The following is an 18280-nucleotide window of genomic DNA, read 5'->3' as shown; positions in this document are numbered from 1 at the left end:
ATTGTCTAATGCATAAAGTCGCTGTTTCTATTTTATCTGTTATTTTTGTTATAAAAGGATATTCTGATGACTCAATAAAAATACAGCAAAAAAATTATTCTTCAGATTTGACAGAAACTGTAGACAATGTCACGATGCAGTATGGAGAATCACTAAATAAAAACAAACTCAATCAGATCGAAACTTATACCTATGATGATCTAATAAATAGTCAATTAAATACATCTTATCTTAAATATAAATCTTTTAATGGATTTAGGGTTAATGAAGTATTTTCTCATGCAATGTTAAATCCACTTAAACGTACTGGACATCCCTTATTTATGATGCAATCTAGAAAAGACGGGTTACTTGAGGATGGATATATTTATACAGGTGGCAAAACGGCTTTTATTGATTGGAATAGACTTCATGCAATACATAATCAAGGTACAACAAAAGACTTTTCATATTTTATAGATGGGTATGTTGCTTCTACACTATCTAAGTGGGTTAGTGCATTTGGTAGCTTAACTATATATAACGATGGAGCAGGAACACATGTAATCCCATATTCATGGTATGTAACAGTAGGAGACTTATCTGAAAGTAATGTTTTTGGCTATATAGCAAATGATGTAGTTATGTTTGGTAATTTTGATATTGTATCAAACTTCGTATCTACTCTTACTCGATTGTATTTCATGCAATCAGGTGGAAATGCGAACTTATCGTATGCTACAGATAGTATTCTCTTAAATGCAGTTATACTTAATTCAAATACAAAAGGCTATTTTGGAACTACAAATGCTGATAGTAAGGGGGGAATAGGTTATACATTAAATGCTAAATATACATATAAAATGTCTACCGAAGGAGATTATCAATACTTTGGTATATCATATACAAACTCTTCAGGGTTTAATTCAACTACTAATGGTAGGGTTGGAATATTTGATGCTCATTATGTTGCGGCTATATCTGATTTTAACTTTTTTCTTGAAGGAGCTGTTACAGATAAAGGTGTTAGTGGTGTTAACTACTCTTCAGCAATTAGTTCAAATAAGATCTCAGGAGTTCCTTTCTTTGGGTCTATTAGACCAGACTCTCAGTATATCTATGATAACTTTTTAAACTCTGGTGATATGGTTGGGTCATGGTCAATACAAGGAAGTTATACCTGGAACTTATTTGAGAAAAGTCTTATAACTTATTTAGACTATTCTCAACTTTATCAGAGTACAAATAATAATGCTCTTCAATATGGTGGTGGATTTCGTTATAACATATTGTATAGCTCTTGGCTTGGCTTAGATTATACAAGTATTACAACTAAAAGTACTGACTATAAAAGCTCACAAAATTATTTGTCTATTAGTTATGTTATTTATGTCTAATATATTTCAGCCTTTCAAAATTAAGTTCCTTTGTACTCCCAAACCCTCTATTTCTAATTCAAGTACATCATTTTCTTGTAAATAATTAGTTTCTAATCCAAGAATTTCATTTTCAAGCTGAACGCCCCTAGGAGTTCCTGTTAAAATAACATCTCCAGCTTCTAAGGTAAAATACTCACTTAATTTAGCTATTAATGTTGGGATTTTAAAAATCATTGTTTTAGTTGAACCATTTTGCATGATTTGATTATTTACTTTAGTTTTTATGTAAAGATTATCTGGGTTAATCTCATCTTTGCTAACGAGATAAGGCCCTAGTGGACAGAAAGAGTCACAGCTTTTACCCATATTATATTGCCCAGGTTGTTGAAATTGTAGTCCTCTTTCAGAAGCATCATTAGCTATACAATATCCAAATATGTATTCATAGGCATCAGATACTTTGATATTCTTCGCGGGTTTACTAATAATAACAGCAAGTTCGTTTTCATAATCTAGTTTATTACAGTTTTTGGGGATATATATAGGATCGTAAGGTCCTGTAATACTACTTGAAGGTTTCTGAAAAAATATAAAATTAGTTGGTTTAATTTTAGGTCCACCAAGAAAATTGACTCGCTCTAAATGATCTAAATAATTCATTCCTATAGCGACTATTTTTCGAGGGTTATTAATGCAGTTAGTTATATTATTTTCGTTTATATTTTTTATTAATACAGGTAAAGTATTTATATCAATATTGCTTATTATAGAGGTAAGTTTGACAATATTTTGCGGTGAAATATCTGATACGAAATCTTTAATATTGTATAAAATGTCTTTTGATAAGATACATGGATAAATATCATTATTATACTTATAATGTAGAAATTTCATAATAATTCCTTTTTATTGTTAAAATTTTAGATGTATCAATAATCTTGGAGCAAGTTGAAATTATAGTTAATTTAGTGCTATAAAACTAATATTACACTAACTTTCATTGAGACATTTATCGCATAATCCTCTTAACTCAAGATTCCAACTCTCAATCTGATAAGGTGTAAGTTTTTGAAACTCTTTAAAAATATCTAGATTACAAAAATGTGATTCATCAACAAAACCACAATTTTGGCAAACAAATACTTCAAAGCCTTGATGCTTGTGATTTTCTTTACATTTTACATAACAATTTTGACTTTCTATCCTATGGATAAAACCATGTTTTAACCAAAAATCTATTGCTCTATATACAGTAGGGGGATTTGTTTGTTTTTTTGCTGAAAGAATTTCTAAAATATCATAAGCACTTAGTGGAGTGTTTTGATTATAAATAGTTTGGAGCACTTGTTCTCGAGGTTTAGTAAATCTGTATTTATTCTTTTCACAGAAATTTTTAGCTATTTGTATACTTTTACTCATTAATAGAAGTCAAACTTTGTTTAATTTACTCGACAAAGTATAACTCATTTCTTATCATTTAATAAACTGTTATATTGTAACATATTGTATGTTTGTGTATTATATCAATCAAAATTTAACTACAAAGAAAACTCTATATGAAAAAATTACCTGTTACAGTTTTATCTGGCTTTCTAGGGGCAGGTAAGACTACTTTATTAAGTAATATTCTCAATAATAGTAATGGTTTAAAAATTGCTATGATTGTTAATGACATGAATGAAATAAATATTGATGCTGAGCTAATCAAAAATCATGATTCACATATCTCAAAAACTGAAGCAAAGATGGTTGAGCTTAGTAATGGCTGTATTTGCTGTACACTACGTGAAGATTTGCTAATAGAAGTAGAGCAGTTAGCAAAATCACAAAAATATGATTATTTAATTATTGAAAGCACTGGTATCTCAGAACCATTACCTGTTGCGACAACTTTTGAGTTTAGAGATGAAGAGGGTAAGAGTCTAGCCGATGTTGCTTATATAGATACAATGGTTACGGTAGTCGATAGTGTTAATTTTATGAGTCATTACAGCTCTTGTGAATATCTAAAAAATACTGGTGAGAGCTTAGGGGATGAAGATGATCGAGCAATAGTTGATCTTATGGTTGAGCAGATAGAGTTTGCTAATGTCATAATATTAAACAAAATTGATGAATGCTCGACGGCAGAAAAAGAGACTGTCAAATCTATAGTCAAAGGTCTAAATGTTGATGCCGAAATAATCGAAACAAGTTTTTCAAAAGTTGATATAAATAATGTTATAAATACCAAGAAATTTAATTTAGAAGAAGCTGAAAATCATCCATTGTGGAGCAAAGAACTTTATAACTTCAAAGAGCATGTACCAGAAACAGAAGAGTATGGTATTAGATCATTTGTTTATCATTCAATAAACCCTTTTAATCCGGTTAAGATAAAAAACTTTTTTGACAATGTAGAGTGGCCTGGTGTGGTTAGGGCAAAAGGATTCTTTTGGGTATCTACAAGACCTGACTATGTTGGTGAAGTTTCACAGGCTGGTGCTCTAGTTAGACATCAAGGCATGGGAATGTGGTGGGCTAGTATGGGTAAAGATCAATGGCCAAATACTCCAGAGTTCCAGCAAATGCTGAAAGATAGATGGAATGATATCAGTGGTGATAGAAGACAAGAGATAGTATTTATTGGTCTAAAAGATGAGATGAAAGATGAGCAAATAAAAGCGGCTCTAGATGATTGCTTAATAAATGACTACTGGGATCATCCAGAAAAATACACTAATTTAGCAGATCCATTTCCTGCTTGGTTTGAATCAGATGATGAAGAGGCTTAAAAATGAGTAACTTTCAATTAACAATTCTGCTTGTGATTTTATTCGTAACGGCAATTTCTGGTATATTTCCTTTTGTAAAGAAAGCAAATAATCCTGAGGGATTTCACTTCCCAATAGGTGATGCTTTGGCAAGCGGTGTATTTTTAGGTGCTGGTCTAATTCATATGCTAAGTGATTCAGCTGGGGATTTTTCAGAACTAAATATAGATTATCCATTTCCATTTTTAATAGCAGGGATAACTATTTTACTCTTTTTGTTGTTAGAACATATAGGTGGAGCACTATCAAAGAGCAATAAAGGCAATCTATCTTTTATGGCTATAATGGCAACAATAATGTTATCTATTCATAGTTTCTTTGAAGGTGCAGCATTAGGTTTATCAGAACAGTTAAGTGTCGCATTAGTAATATTTCTAGCAATTATTACTCATAAATGGGCAGCAAGTTTTGCTTTAGCTATAAGTATAAATAAAACAAATATGAGCTTTATAACTAGATTTATGCTTTTTATAGTATTTGTAATAATGACTCCACTAGGAATAATCTTTGGACAAGCTGCGCATAATTATGTCACAAATCCATTTGTTGAGCCCACATTTACTGCTATAGCAGCAGGGACTTTTATATATATGGGAACTTTACATGGTTTAGATAGATCTGTACTTGTTAAAGACTGTTGTAATACAAAGCAGTATAGTTTTGTAATTATTGGCTTTGCAATTATGGCAATAGTCGCTATTTGGACTTAGAAATTAACAATAATTTAGACTCTAATTACCACTATAATATTTATTATCTTTGAAATTCTTACAATAATTAATTGTACCATGCTCTAATATTCCTGATTTAATTTTATTATAGCAACTTTGAGTAGGAGCAGTAACAGTCATCAACATACAGTTGCTAGGGTTATCATAGTTATTAGGTACTATATTACTTTGGAATAGTTGATTTGGGAATTTGACTTTTAAACCACTATGAGAGCCGTACCAATCAGTCATTTGATCACCAATAGACATAAGCCAATATACATTTCTTTGCTCTGATAGGGCTTGTCTAAATGAATCTTTATAAGCGACTTTATCATTTGCACCAGACGCACAAAGGCTATTTTCAATTGAACCTGACAAAAATACATATTTATCAATCTGATCATCTGTAAGATTGAGATTATTTTTTAGCCATTTTGCAGTAGTAGTTGCTGAGGCAGTATTACAATATCTAGCAGTTATAAAATAGCAATCAACTCCATTTTTAAAACATTGTTTTTTTACAAATTCAGTAATATATGGAGTTGGTTTGGTACCTTTGCTATCGTAATCATCATTAAAAGACGTTAATTCAAGAGTATTATCAATATCGAACATAATAGCAGGGTGTTTACCACTTTGCTCTATAGCTTTAATAAAGCCAATATCTTTAAATTCGTACATTAGCATATTTAAGCTATCTACTAATTTTTTTGCTGTTTGAGCATACTGAGAATTATCTGTGTAGTCATAACCTGTTTTGCTATCCATATACTTAAATACATCCGAATTTTTGGTAATGTTTGTAGTACATTGTTTAGCATTTTGGGGTAATTTGAATGTATCGCCATACTGCTCATCAAAAGCTGCTTCAAGCTGAGTTACTTTGTTATAAAGTTCTAGTGGATTAACACTACTTTTGTCATTATCATCTGAACATGATGCTAGTACAGTTGTGCCTAATCCTAGTATAAATAATGCTTTCGATGTGGCTTTGAGTTTTTGCATAATAGTATATATCTCCTTGGTTTAACTAAAATAAATCAAAAACAAGGATATAATAATTTACAAATTCAAGGGATTAACTAGTTTTTATCAAATAAAAAATATCAACAAAAGTCTATTTTAAAGATAGCAAATAAGTGTTATGATTTACGGTTACATTAACGGAGTAAGTATTTTAAGAATACTTTCTGCGATCAGGCTACCTCTACTTGTGGTCATATGCTGTGTGCTTTGAGTAGAATCAGCTAATATTTTGTCAGCCCACTGATATATTTTTTCGACATCGTTCTTACTATACAAAAAAGTAGCAATTTCATAATTCAAAAATAAGCTACGATTATCTAAATTAACAGAACCAAGCATAGCGATATTATTATCTATTAACACGGCTTTTGCATGGATCATATTCTTTGTAAAATGAACATCAATATCATTTGCTAGAAAATCTCTTATATAACTGGCTCTAGCACGATCAGCTAATTGATGATTAGATTTTTTAGGTGTAATAATTCTGACATCTATGCCTTTCTTTTTTGCTAGTATAATTGAATGGTATAGTTCAGCAGATGGTATTAGATATGGAGTTATTATCCAGAGCTTTTCTTTGGCTGAATTAATAGCTGTAATAAGACCAGAATATAGTTGATCTTCCTGTAAGTCTGGTCCTGAAGGTATTACTTGAACAAAACCTTCCTGAGAAATAGTGTTTTCAATTTTAAATTCAAGCTCTTCACTTGTAGCAAAGTGCCAGTCTGAGCAAAAAACTTTAAGAAAATATGCTAATGAATCTCCTTGTATTTTAAATAAAATATCATCCCACATTCCTTCATGCTCAATTGGCGACATATATTCATCACCTATATTCATACCGCCACTAAATACAGTTTGATTATCAAAAATATATATTTTACGATGGTTTCTATAGTTAATATAGTTACGTAATGGATTTGATATTACCGGCATAAAAAATACAACTTGAGCGCCTAATTTACGTAAGTTTTTAAAGATTTTTCTATTATGGCGGTATATATAGAATGATCCTAAAGAATCTATCATCATTTTAACTTCAACACCTTCAGCAGCTTTTTTTTCTAAGGCATTGATTACAAGTTTAGATGTTGTGTCATTTTTAAATACATACGTTTGAATGTAGATATTTTTCTTAGCAGCTTTAATCGCTTCCATAAAAGCTTCGAATGACTTAACCCCATTAGTATACATCTCAAAAGAGTTTTTACTTGTTAAGGTTGGTAGATCCATATTTGTAAAAACATTTATTGTTTCTATCGGCAAATTTTTGCAACTATCACTATCATTAATACAAAATGATTGTAAGCTTGATTCGCTAATATCCATATTTTCCTTTTGCCAAAAGCTACGCTTATCTTTGCGTTGGAATATAAAGAAAAAAGGTATAGCCATATACGGAATAAAAAGTATAGCTAATAACCATGCTATTATATTAGAAGCAGACTTCTTATCGACTATTAATTTTAGAACAATTAATATTGTAAATGCCTGACATACAAATAAAATGATGTTTGCTTCCGGGATGTATAGTAAATGTAGTAAGAAATTTTCCATTTATTTATATGGTAATAACAAATTATTAAGCTAGATTGTAACACAGCCTCAATTTTATAGGTAATTTACATTAATGGTGTCAATATTTTCATTATACTTTCAACTATTAAACTTGTGCGTTTCGTTGGTAGGTGAGATGCATCTTGTGTTGAGCCTTCTATTACAGTTTCTGCCCATTTATATAATTTCTTAACTTGTTTAGGTGAATATATAAAAGTTGCTACTTCATAGTTCAAAAATAGACTACGATTATCTAAATTTACTGAACCTAAAATAGCTATGTTAGAGTCAACAAGTACAGCCTTTGCATGTAGCATGTTTTCAGTAAAATATACATCTATGTTACATTCGAGTAAATCTCTAATATAGCTAGATCTTGCTCGATTAATTATTTTATGGTCAGAGTTTTTAGGTGTGATTACTTTTACATCTATTCCACGACATTTTGCTAATAGTATTGATTGTAATAAATCAAGTGATGGGATTAGGTATGGTGTTATAATCCATAACCTATGTTGAGCAGAGTTTATGGCAGTAATTAATCCAGCATAAAGCTGATTTTTATGCATATCTGGACCAGAAGGTATTACCTGAGCGAAACACTCAGTTGTGATTTGACATTCAATTTTGAAGTTTAGTTCTTCTGATGTTGCAAAGTGCCAGTCTGAACAAAAAACTTTTAGAAAGTGGACTACAGATTCTCCTTCAATTTTGAACAATAAATCACTCCACATTCCATTATGCTTAGTCGGTGACATATATTCATCACCTATATTTATTCCACCACTAAAAGCTGTGTTATTATCAAAAATAAATATTTTACGATGATTACGATAATTTATATAATTACGCAAAGGATTAGATATTATAGGCATAAAAAACACTACTTTAGCGCCTAGCTTTCTTAGATTCTTAAATACTCTTTTGTTATGACGATAAACATAAAATGATCCTAATGAATCTATTAATATTTTAATATCTAAACCCTCAGCAGCTTTTTGTTCTAATGCTCTTATTACAAGCTTTGATGTTGTATCATTTTTGATAATATATGTTTGAATATAAATACTATGTTTGGCTGATTTTATAGCCTCTATAAATACTTCAAATGACTTTGTTCCATCAGTATAAATATCAAACGAGTTTTTCATAGTTAGAGTAGGCAGCTCAAGATTTGAGAATGTTCTAATAACACTAACAGGTAAGTCCTGACAACTATTTTGATATATACATGATTTATCAAATGATTCGGTATCATCCATACTCATAGCATTTTTTTGCCAAAATTTACGCTTATCCTTACGCTGAAAAATAAAAAAGAATGGGATCGCAACGTAAGGAATAAAAAGTATAGCTAATAGCCAAGCTAATATATTTGATGGTGATTTTTTGTCAACAATTAGTTTTAAGACTACAAAAATGGTAAAAGCTTGGCATATAAACAAAATTGTATTTGCTTCTAAAATATATACTAGACTGTTTAGGAAGTTTTCCATGGTAAAACTAAATAAAAAAAATATAAGAAAAATTTTATCATAATGATAGCAATCTATATAGCTATGTTATGTTGACCAAATTTTTTAGTGATAAGTAAAATTATAATAGAAATGGCAACTACGGTTAATATTAGATATAGAGGCGTTAATATATATCCCTTAGCGATCCCTAAGCTCGCTAGAGCTAAAAAAGCACCATTAAACACTGCAAAACTAATATTATAACTAAAACCTAATCCACTAGCTCGTACTCCTGGCGTAAATAGAGTGCTCGCATAATTAGATGCTACTCCAACAACAAGTCCCATAAAGATATTGTTAATAAGCATTATTCCTAAAAGATATTTTGAATTAGTTATAACACTATAGTAGAAAAAGCTTCCAAATATCATTAAGCCTAAAGCACCAATCAAAAGTATACGTAAAGGTGTAAATTTATCAGCAAGATATCCTGCAGGTATAGAAACTACTGAAAAAACAAAAAGATTAATAAGTATTAAACTAGGTCCATTTTCTATATGATTTAGCTGAAAGTATGTTGGTAAATATAATGAGAAAAAACCAACTACCATAGCAAATATTGAGACTGCAGCTGTTGCTCTTACGATTGCGAGCTTTTCTGTTTTGAATAAATCAATTAATGGAACTTTGTGATGATCTTTCTTATTTAAAAAAGTGTTGGTTTCATGTATCTCTTTTCTAAAAAAATAACTAATAATAGCAGCAAGACCACCAAACATAAAAGCTACGCGCCAAGCATAATCATCAGTAAGAAAATGAGTAGTTATAATCTTTGTAATCTCTGCAAAGAAAATACCAAAGTTAATAAAGCAAAAAATAATTCCACAAGCAAGACCGCCATTTTTAACTAAAGATTCCTTCACAAAAACTACAGCACTTGGAATTTCGCCACCAATTGCTGCTCCTTGGATAATTCGTAGTACTACAAATAGTAATGTGGCCAATATACCTGCATTCTGATATGAAGGTAGTAGTGCTATCAAAAAAGATGCTAGACCCATAAATAGTATTGTAAGGATAAATGATTTTTTACGTCCGTATCTATCGCCAATATGTCCAAATAATATTCCACCAAATGGTCTAGCAAAATAACCTACTGCAAAAACGGTAAATGCAGAGAGCGCTTGTAATGCAGCAGATCCTTCTGGTGGAAAAAATGTCTTGCCTAAGACGATTGCAAACATACCGAATATGACAAAGTCATAAAATTCTAACATTCCACCAATGCTTGTTAGCAAAATCGTTTTAAAATCATCTTTTTTAAGCATATTTAATTAAGTATAATTAGAGTCAAATTGTATCTATGATAGCGAAAACGCTAGTAATTTGAAATCATGAAAATTGAAAATGTCGCTAAAAGGAAAGTCCAAAAAGGACAGAAGCTTTTGCCTAATATAAAAAATATAATCTTGGTTGCATCTGGTAAGGGTGGTGTTGGTAAATCAACTGTTACGGCTAATCTTGCTGTTAGTTTCGCAAAGATGGGGGCTGGTGTTGGTATATTAGATGCTGATATCTATGGTCCTAGCCAACCAACATTATTTGATCTGAAACAGAACCCTAATACAACAGATAAGAAAAAGATTATTCCGTTGGAAAAATACGGAGTTAAGATGATTTCTATAGGAAATCTAATAGACTCTGAATCAGCAGTAATTTGGCGTGGTCCTATTGTATCTAGAGCGTTGATGCAACTTTTGAATGATACTGACTGGGGAGATCTTGATTATTTATTTTTAGACTTGCCACACGGAACAGGAGATATCCAGCTTACTATCTCTAAAAATATGCCTGTAACAGGAGCTGTAATCGTTACGACACCACAAGACTTATCACTGATTGATGCAAGAAGAGCACTTGCAATGTTCCAAAAAGTTGATATAAAAACTCTTGGTGTCATAGAGAATATGAGTTACTATATTTGTCCGAAATGTGGTAATAATGATCACATCTTTGGTGAAGATGGTGCTCATCTATTGTGTGGTAAAAATAACATTGAATTTTTAGGAAATTTACCACTACATAAATCTATCCGTGAAAATGCTGATAATGGAAAACCATATGTCAGTTTAGATAAAGATGATGCTATCAATACTAGTTATATGACAGTTGCTGAAAATATTGTAAATGAAATTGAAAAACTACCTAAAGCAAGTAGTTTAGATTCTATTGGTGTTAAATTAGAAAATTAAGAGAGAAATAATAGTAATGACTATAAAATCAGATAAATGGATCAAAAAAATGTCTCAAGAGCATAATATGATAGAACCTTTTGAGGCAGGACAAATTAAAGTTTCTAATAACCAAAAAATCGTTTCTTATGGAACTTCAAGTTATGGATATGATGTACGTTGTGCTGATGAATTTAAAATATTTACAAATATAAACTCTTCAATAGTCGATCCCAAAAGCTTTGATGATAAAAACTTTGTAGATTTTAAAGGAGATGTTTGTATTATTCCTCCTAATTCTTTTGCCTTAGCTCGTACGGTTGAGAAATTCAAAATCCCTAGAGATACTTTGGTAGTTTGCTTGGGTAAATCTACATATGCTAGATGCGGAATTATTGTTAATGTAACTCCTCTTGAGCCAGAATGGGAGGGCTATGTAACTTTAGAATTCTCAAATACTACACCATTACCAGCTAAAATATATGCTAATGAAGGTGTAGCTCAGATGCTATTTTTCCAATCAGACGAAGAGTGTGAAACTTCTTATGCAGACAAGGGCGGTAAATACCAAGGCCAAGTTGGTGTCACATTACCTAAGTGTTAGTTTTACTATCTATTCTACCTCTAATATCCTGGAATGCCCTTAAACCAAATAAGTGCATACTTGCATAAATATAATCAAAGATTCCAGCTTGTATAGCTTCATAATTAGCCCAAACTGTATCTGTTGTATACATATACAGTTGGATTGGTAAACCTTTTTCTGTAGGTTGTAATTCTCTTACAATAAATAACCAACCGGGCTCTGTATGAATTTTTGGATGATCTTTCAGATAGTGTTCTAAGTATTTTCTAAACAATGTTGTATTAATCAATTCGTCCTTATTACAAGAGTTTATAATATCATCCATGTAATTTAGTTTTCTTAAATTATCAAGAGTTTCGACATCACAAAACTTAATACTATCAACATCAATATTGAAAGATCTTTTGATCTGTCTGCCACCCATTTCAAACATACCACGCCAATTTTTAACGCTATTTGTGATTAATGAGTAAGTAGGAATGTTATAGATTGTCTTATCAAAACCTCTAATTTTTACAGTATTAATTGATATTTCTTGGACAGTTCCTTCTACACCTAATGACTGTATACTTATCCAATCACCAACTCTAACCATATCTAAAGCTGCTACTTGAATATTAGTAGCAAAGCCTAAAATTGTATCTTTAAAAACTAGCATCAACACTGCTGATAGTGCGCCTAAGCCAGTTAAGAATGCAATAGGGGATTTATTTAGTAACAAAGATATTACTAATATTACTCCAACTAAATATAATAAAATCTTTACTACTTGTGCATAGCTTTTTAGAGAGTAATATTTAAATTCATGCAGGGATTGAAAATAGCTAAAAATAGCATCAATCAAAGATATAAAAAAAGAAATTATTGATATTGTAATGTATACCTCAGCTATTAACTGGATAAAGGAAACTAATTGTGTAACCCACGGATACTCATTACTACTTATAAATCCAATTACAATATATATAAAAACAGCAGGAGCAATATGAGCCAACTTATCAAATATTTTGTTTCTTATAAGTGATTTGCCTAATGATGAGTTAGCCTTAAAAAAAATCTTTTCAGCAAGGGTTGATATATATTTGCTAATTATCTTATTTATAAGCCATGAGAAGAATAGAACAGCTAACAATAATACCATAAAACTCAAGACTACCGTTAACGTAGAATCGTTTGTCAACTTTATATAATATTCCTTTAAAATATCCATTATATCAAACTTCCTTAGTTTTCTATTTTGTCTCTTTACTAGGTAATAATTCTGCAACTTGAAGAACTATTCTTGTTAGTAAATCAGATTGTAAATAACCCCAGATTCTAACTAGTTCATTATTCTGAGCTAATTGTGTACTTGAGTTTGATTGCCAGAACATTTGTGCATTAACAGTACTATCAGGAACAACAGGTGTTTTGACATTAGGTTTAACAACATTATATGTTATTGTATAAATAGCAAGGAATGTGTTATTTGATGCACCACCCACGATACTAGTCATTTGAGTATTCTTGGTTGCACCACGGATATTTATTATATAATCAGCGTACTTTTCTTGTTTTTTACTTCTTATAACAACAGCACCATATCCTATAAGCCTACGTCTTAACTCGTTAATTAAGCTTTGAGGTGCCCCACCTGCATTATAAATATAGAACTTAGTATCAATAAGGCTACTAAAATTTCCAGCATTACCATCTGCAAGGTCACCACGAAGGTGGAATCCACAACCTGATAATAACGTAGCAATTATTAATAAATATAAGGTCTTAGTATAGTTTTTTATCATTGTATATACCTATTTGACTACAATATTGATTAATTTCTGAGGCACATATATAACTTTTATTATTTGCTTATTTTCGATAAAAGTTTTGATATGCTCATCATCTAATACCTCTTGTTCAACTTGATCTTTTGTTAATGAGGCATCTAACTCAAGTTTTGCTTTAACCTTACCATTTATCTGTACAATTAAAAGAAACTCATCTTTTTCAAGAGCTTTCTCATCAACTATTGGGAATTTAGTATGTAGAATATCATCTCCTAGACCGATCTCTTGCCATAAATAATGACAAATATGTGGTGTGAAGGGTGATAGTATTCTTAATAAAATACTAAAGCCTTCTGACTTAACACTATCTGATAAATTATCATAATTGTTAAGCGTATTTAAGATTTTCATACATGCTGAAACAACTGTATTAAATTGACTCTTTTCAAAATCAAAAATAGCTTGTTTCAAATTAGCATAGATCTCATAACGAGCTTTTTTATCATTTTTTGATAATGCCCCAGTATCTATAGTGACATTTTTTGCTAATATCTCTTTATTTGTATAAGCATAATTATATACTTTACGTAAGAACTTATTAGCTCCATCAACACCAGTTTCTGACCATTCAAGTGATTGCTCAGGAGGCGCTGCAAACATACTAAATAACCTAACAGTATCAGCACCATATTTATTGATAAGCTCTTGAGGATCAACAGTATTGCCTTTAGATTTAGACATTTTAGCGCCATCTTTTAGCACCATACCTTGTGTTAGTAGGTTTTTAAATGGCTCATCAGAAGTTATTAAACCTTCATCACGCATTAATTTATGGAAAAATCTTGCATAAAGTAGGTGCATAATAGCATGTTCAATACCGCCAATATATTTATCAACTGGTAACCAATAATTAGCTTCTTCATTTAGCATTTCATTAGCAGTAGGGCATGTATATCGTGCATAATACCAAGATGATTCAAAGAACGTATCAAACGTATCGGTCTCTCTTTTGGCAGGTTTTCCACATTTTGGACAAGCAACATCTAGAAACTCAGGCATATCTTTTAGTGGAGACCCAGCTTCTGTAAGAGTTACATTTGTTGGTAATTTAACTGGTAAGTTTTCTTCTTTTTCAGGAACAACACCACAGTCATTACAATGTATCATAGGAATAGGACATCCCCAGAATCTTTGACGTGAGATACCCCAATCATGAATTCTAAAGTTTGTAGTTTCATAGCCTTTATTGTTATCAAAAAGGTATTTTTTCATTGCTTGATATGCTTTTTTGAAATTCAAGCCATCAAACTCTCCAGAGTTAGTCAAAATACCTTTTTCTGTAAATGCTTCTTTATCTAAGTCTAATTTTGACTTATTATCACTAGGCTTAATAACTTGTTTTAGAGCAATATTATATTTCTGTGCAAATTCCCAATCTCTTTGATCATGTGCTGGGACTGACATTACAGCTCCAGAGCCGTATCCCATAAGAACAAAGTTTGCTACCCATACATCTACAGTTTCACCAGAAATAGGGTGGATTACTTTTATAGAAGTTTTGAAACCTTTCTTTTCTTGAGTAGCCAAATCAGCTTCCATAGTTGATGATTTCTTACATTCCTCTATAAAAGAGGCTAACTCGACATTAGTTTCTGCTTGTTCAAGAGCAAGAGGGTGCTCAGGTGCTATACCCAGATAGCTAACTCCCATAAGAGTATCTGGACGAGTTGTAAATACCTCAATTTCTTGATCAGAATTTTGAATTTTAAACTTAACAGTCAGACCTTTTGATTTGCCAATCCAGTTAGTCTGCATAGTCTTCACAGCTTCTGGCCAACCATCTAATTGGTCAATATCTTTTAGAAGTTCATCTGCATAATCTGTGATTTTCAAGAACCATTGAGGAATTTCTTTCTTCTCTACCAAAGCTCCAGATCTCCAACCTCTGCCATCAACCACTTGCTCATTTGCAAGTACTGTTTGATCAACAGGATCCCAATTAACTACTGAATTTTTACGGTATGCTAAGCCTTTTTTGTATAGTTGAATAAAGAACCATTGTTCCCATTTATAATAATCTTCATCACAAGTTGCTATCTCTCTTGACCAATCAAAACTAAATCCAAGAGAATCTAGCTGTGATCTCATATATGCAATATTGCTTTTTGTCCATTCATAAGGAGATTTTTTGTGTTTTATTGCAGCATTTTCGGCAGGTAATCCAAATGCATCCCAACCCATAGGATGAAGGACATTCTTACCTTGCATCTTTTGATATCTTGCAATTACATCTCCAATCGTATAATTACGCACATGTCCCATATGAAGGGTACCACTTGGATATGGTAACATTGACAAACAATAGAATTTTTCTTTATTCTTATCTTCTGTAGCTTTAAATGAATCATTTTTACGCCAATATTCTTGGGCTTGTTGCTCAATCTGAGTAAAGTTATATTCGCTCATTTAGATGTTAATTCCAGTTAATAATTTATTGAAAATATAATTGCTTAATTTTATTTGAAAATGAGTAAAATATCTAGGAAGTTTATTATGATATAGTATTTACTTAGCCCAAAAGAAATATTTAACAGTATTTATCTAAAATAAGCTTAATTCTCTGCCATCCAAGTTTCTAAGATTACACAAGCTGCCAAGGCATCTACTTTTATATGTGATACTTTTTTACTTTTTACTTCTTCTAAACGCCATCTTGCTTCACGAGTTGAATATGCTTCATTGATAAGATGAACATTTCTTTTATAGCGTTCTTTAACTTCTTTAGCAAAATCTTTAGCTGCTTTTGTAATATCTGTTTCAAAATCTTGAGTATCTAATGGTAATCCTATAATAATATCAGAAGGATTCCAGCGTTTAACAATCTTATCAAGCTCAATCCAGTTAGGCACACCATCATAGGCTTCAACTGTACCTATAGGAGTAGCAGTTTTGGTAATCATTTGACCACTAGCTAATCCAATTCTAGCTTTACCATAATCTATTGCTATTAAAGATTGAAACATTAGCAATTCCCTATATTTTTGAATAAACTATCTAGGCTTTGTAAAGTATAGCCAGCATGTTCAATATGGTTTTGCCATTTTACTTTATTCTCATGATTAAATAATATTTTTTTGCTTAATTTACTTGTTACAATCCAATCATTGGATTTTATTTCATCCGTGAGTTGGTCAGCAGTCCAGCAACTATAGCCAACTACTGGTAGAAAATACTCAGGTAAAATATTATTTGCTAAATCTTCCAGAATATCCATAGAAGCAGTTATAGCAAGACCTTCATCTAGTTTAATTGTAGAGCTATAGTTTCTACCATTTGTAGTATGCAAAATCATAATTTTATGGGGACTAATAGGACCACCCATATAAAGAGGGTAATCTAAAATCTCATTAAATGTATTGTTATGAGGGATTTCTAATTCTTCAAAAACATCTTTTAATGTATCACTTAAAGGTTTATTGATAATCAAACCCATAGCACCATGACGATCATTTTGGCATAGATAAATTACAGATTTAGTAAATATAGCATCATCTTTGATAAGTGGAGTTGCTAATAAAATTTCACTTTTGTGGTTTTGGAACATATTATATTTCTTAAGTATAAAAATTTTTTGTAAAAAATGGCAAAAATAAATGCCGCAGTGGCGATAATTTTAGATGAACAAAGTGCTAAAGTCTATATAAGTCTAAGACAAAAGTTTCAAAGCTATAGTGACTACTGGGAATTTCCTGGTGGTAAGGTAGAAAAAAATGAAACTTTTGAACAATGTATAAGAAGAGAGGTTTATGAAGAAGTTGGTATAATAGCCAAATCAGTAAGTTTTTATTTTCGCAAAAAACATATAAATAAATATAACGATGAAGTTAATCTAGAGTTTTTTATAATTAAGGATTATGAAGGTAAACCTTATGCTAAGGAAAACCAGCAATTAAAATGTATAAACATCCTTGAACTTAATAATTATAAGTTTCTGCCAGCAAGTTTAGAAGTAATAGCAATGTTACAACAAGATTACTCATACGATAGTTAGTATCAAGTCAATAATTAAGCATTTTGTGAAAAGGTTAGGATATAATTTAATGATCTAGAAGATAAGTATGTAATTTAACATAATATATATTATGCGAATTTATATATTTTATTATTTCGCAGTAATAATCTTAGTTGATTTAGTTATATTTGCCCAAATTATTATAAATATAATAATTGTTGCTATGCCTACTATTATATTGATTACAGGAACTACATTTAATAAAGTCAATCCCACATACCAATATATAAGTGAAGCTTTAAATTTTAATTTTTTTTCGTGCGTTTGATTATATAATTTAGTTTGCTCATCTAACTTTACAGCTGTTACCACTAATGCTATATATGACCATATTGGTATTAGTTGAGTCCATAACCATGCTGGATGTATTTGTTCACCAGTATTTACAGTAACTAAAGCTTTTGCTAATTTCTGTTGCGATAAAATAAATAAAACCGAAACAATCAAAGATGTAATTATTAAAACTACTATACATATTTGTATAATGAGCATCATTGTTTCTGGAGATATAGAGTTTATCATTTTGGACTAAATGTATAAATTAAACATGATGATTATTTTATATAATAATTAAGTGTCAGTAAATCCTACAGTTAATTTTGCTAATTAATATTTCTTATTATTTTGATATTTAAATATTTTGTTAAAGACTTAGATTATGGAATAATTCATATAGTTGAAATATTTCTGAAAAT

Annotated in this window: 18 protein-coding genes; 6 read left to right on the top strand and 12 right to left on the bottom strand. The window is 30.8% G+C overall.

Annotation, left to right across the window (positions count from 1 at the left end):
• The first annotated feature begins 8 nt into the window (after positions 1-8).
• Positions 9-1376: a hypothetical protein gene (locus tag F0R75_RS10215; RefSeq protein WP_149377209.1), complete on the top strand. Its 1368-nt coding sequence runs from the start codon at positions 9-11 to the stop codon at positions 1374-1376.
• Between the two features lie 6 nt (positions 1377-1382).
• On the opposite strand, the gene F0R75_RS04030 is transcribed toward F0R75_RS10215, so the two are convergent.
• On the bottom strand, positions 1383-2252 hold the full coding sequence (locus F0R75_RS04030) for a fumarylacetoacetate hydrolase family protein (protein ID WP_149377208.1): 870 nt from the start codon (positions 2250-2252) through the stop codon (positions 1383-1385).
• A 96-nt stretch (positions 2253-2348) separates the two neighbouring features.
• The gene (locus F0R75_RS04025) at positions 2349-2777 is read right to left on the bottom strand and encodes a Fur family transcriptional regulator (protein WP_146421367.1); all 429 of its coding nucleotides are present in this window, start codon (positions 2775-2777) and stop codon (positions 2349-2351) included.
• A 137-nt stretch (positions 2778-2914) separates the two neighbouring features.
• Here F0R75_RS04025 and F0R75_RS04020 point away from each other — a divergent pair, with 137 nt between their 5' ends.
• Complete coding sequence (locus tag F0R75_RS04020) at positions 2915-4132, top strand: GTP-binding protein (protein ID WP_149368241.1); 1218 nt, start codon at positions 2915-2917, stop codon at positions 4130-4132.
• A 2-nt stretch (positions 4133-4134) separates the two neighbouring features.
• The gene (locus tag F0R75_RS04015) at positions 4135-4881 is read left to right on the top strand and encodes a ZIP family metal transporter (RefSeq protein WP_149368242.1); all 747 of its coding nucleotides are present in this window, start codon (positions 4135-4137) and stop codon (positions 4879-4881) included.
• Positions 4882-4902: 21 nt separating this feature from the next.
• On the opposite strand, the gene F0R75_RS04010 is transcribed toward F0R75_RS04015, so the two are convergent.
• The 4 genes from F0R75_RS04010 to F0R75_RS03995 form a co-directional block, all read right to left on the bottom strand.
• Entirely contained in the window at positions 4903-5889 is a 987-nt protein-coding gene (locus F0R75_RS04010; RefSeq protein ID WP_149368243.1) for an HAD family acid phosphatase, read from the bottom strand.
• Positions 5890-6039: 150 nt separating this feature from the next.
• On the bottom strand, positions 6040-7470 hold the full coding sequence (gene cls / locus F0R75_RS04005) for a cardiolipin synthase (RefSeq protein ID WP_149368244.1): 1431 nt from the start codon (positions 7468-7470) through the stop codon (positions 6040-6042).
• Positions 7471-7535: 65 nt separating this feature from the next.
• The gene (gene cls, locus F0R75_RS04000) at positions 7536-8966 is read right to left on the bottom strand and encodes a cardiolipin synthase (protein WP_149368245.1); all 1431 of its coding nucleotides are present in this window, start codon (positions 8964-8966) and stop codon (positions 7536-7538) included.
• A 53-nt stretch (positions 8967-9019) separates the two neighbouring features.
• The gene (locus tag F0R75_RS03995) at positions 9020-10255 is read right to left on the bottom strand and encodes an MFS transporter (RefSeq protein WP_149368246.1); all 1236 of its coding nucleotides are present in this window, start codon (positions 10253-10255) and stop codon (positions 9020-9022) included.
• A 63-nt stretch (positions 10256-10318) separates the two neighbouring features.
• Between F0R75_RS03995 and F0R75_RS03990 the strand changes: the two genes are divergently transcribed.
• Positions 10319-11179 (top strand): Mrp/NBP35 family ATP-binding protein, encoded by an 861-nt coding sequence (locus F0R75_RS03990; protein ID WP_149377207.1) that lies wholly within the window; start codon positions 10319-10321, stop codon positions 11177-11179.
• A 16-nt stretch (positions 11180-11195) separates the two neighbouring features.
• On the top strand, positions 11196-11762 hold the full coding sequence (gene dcd / locus F0R75_RS03985; protein ID WP_013923129.1) for a dCTP deaminase: 567 nt from the start codon (positions 11196-11198) through the stop codon (positions 11760-11762).
• Here the strand turns inward: dcd and F0R75_RS03980 are convergent.
• From F0R75_RS03980 to F0R75_RS03960, 5 genes are all read right to left on the bottom strand, one after another.
• Positions 11752-12954 (bottom strand): mechanosensitive ion channel family protein, encoded by a 1203-nt coding sequence (locus tag F0R75_RS03980; protein WP_149368248.1) that lies wholly within the window; start codon positions 12952-12954, stop codon positions 11752-11754. The two genes, dcd and F0R75_RS03980, sit on opposite strands and share 11 nt — an antisense overlap.
• Before the next feature lie 22 nt (positions 12955-12976).
• Positions 12977-13528: an LPS-assembly lipoprotein LptE gene (locus F0R75_RS03975; protein WP_149377206.1), complete on the bottom strand. Its 552-nt coding sequence runs from the start codon at positions 13526-13528 to the stop codon at positions 12977-12979.
• A gap of 9 nt (positions 13529-13537) precedes the next feature.
• Positions 13538-15979 (bottom strand): leucine--tRNA ligase, encoded by a 2442-nt coding sequence (gene leuS, locus F0R75_RS03970; RefSeq protein ID WP_149368249.1) that lies wholly within the window; start codon positions 15977-15979, stop codon positions 13538-13540.
• Between the two features lie 146 nt (positions 15980-16125).
• On the bottom strand, positions 16126-16536 hold the full coding sequence (ruvX, locus tag F0R75_RS03965) for a Holliday junction resolvase RuvX (RefSeq protein WP_149368250.1): 411 nt from the start codon (positions 16534-16536) through the stop codon (positions 16126-16128).
• Complete coding sequence (locus F0R75_RS03960) at positions 16536-17117, bottom strand: YqgE/AlgH family protein (RefSeq protein ID WP_013923124.1); 582 nt, start codon at positions 17115-17117, stop codon at positions 16536-16538. Before F0R75_RS03960 ends, ruvX begins: the two co-directional genes overlap by 1 nt.
• A gap of 36 nt (positions 17118-17153) precedes the next feature.
• Between F0R75_RS03960 and F0R75_RS03955 the strand changes: the two genes are divergently transcribed.
• The gene (locus F0R75_RS03955) at positions 17154-17564 is read left to right on the top strand and encodes a (deoxy)nucleoside triphosphate pyrophosphohydrolase (RefSeq protein ID WP_149368251.1); all 411 of its coding nucleotides are present in this window, start codon (positions 17154-17156) and stop codon (positions 17562-17564) included.
• A 111-nt stretch (positions 17565-17675) separates the two neighbouring features.
• Here the strand turns inward: F0R75_RS03955 and F0R75_RS03950 are convergent, their stop codons facing one another.
• Entirely contained in the window at positions 17676-18107 is a 432-nt protein-coding gene (locus tag F0R75_RS03950) for a hypothetical protein (protein ID WP_149368252.1), read from the bottom strand.
• Positions 18108-18280 lie beyond the last annotated feature (173 nt).

This window comes from Francisella marina (assembly GCF_008369785.1).
GTDB lineage: Bacteria > Pseudomonadota > Gammaproteobacteria > Francisellales > Francisellaceae > Francisella > Francisella salimarina.
The sequence above is the reverse complement of the archived record's forward strand: the minus strand, read 5'-3'. Positions and strand labels throughout refer to the sequence as shown.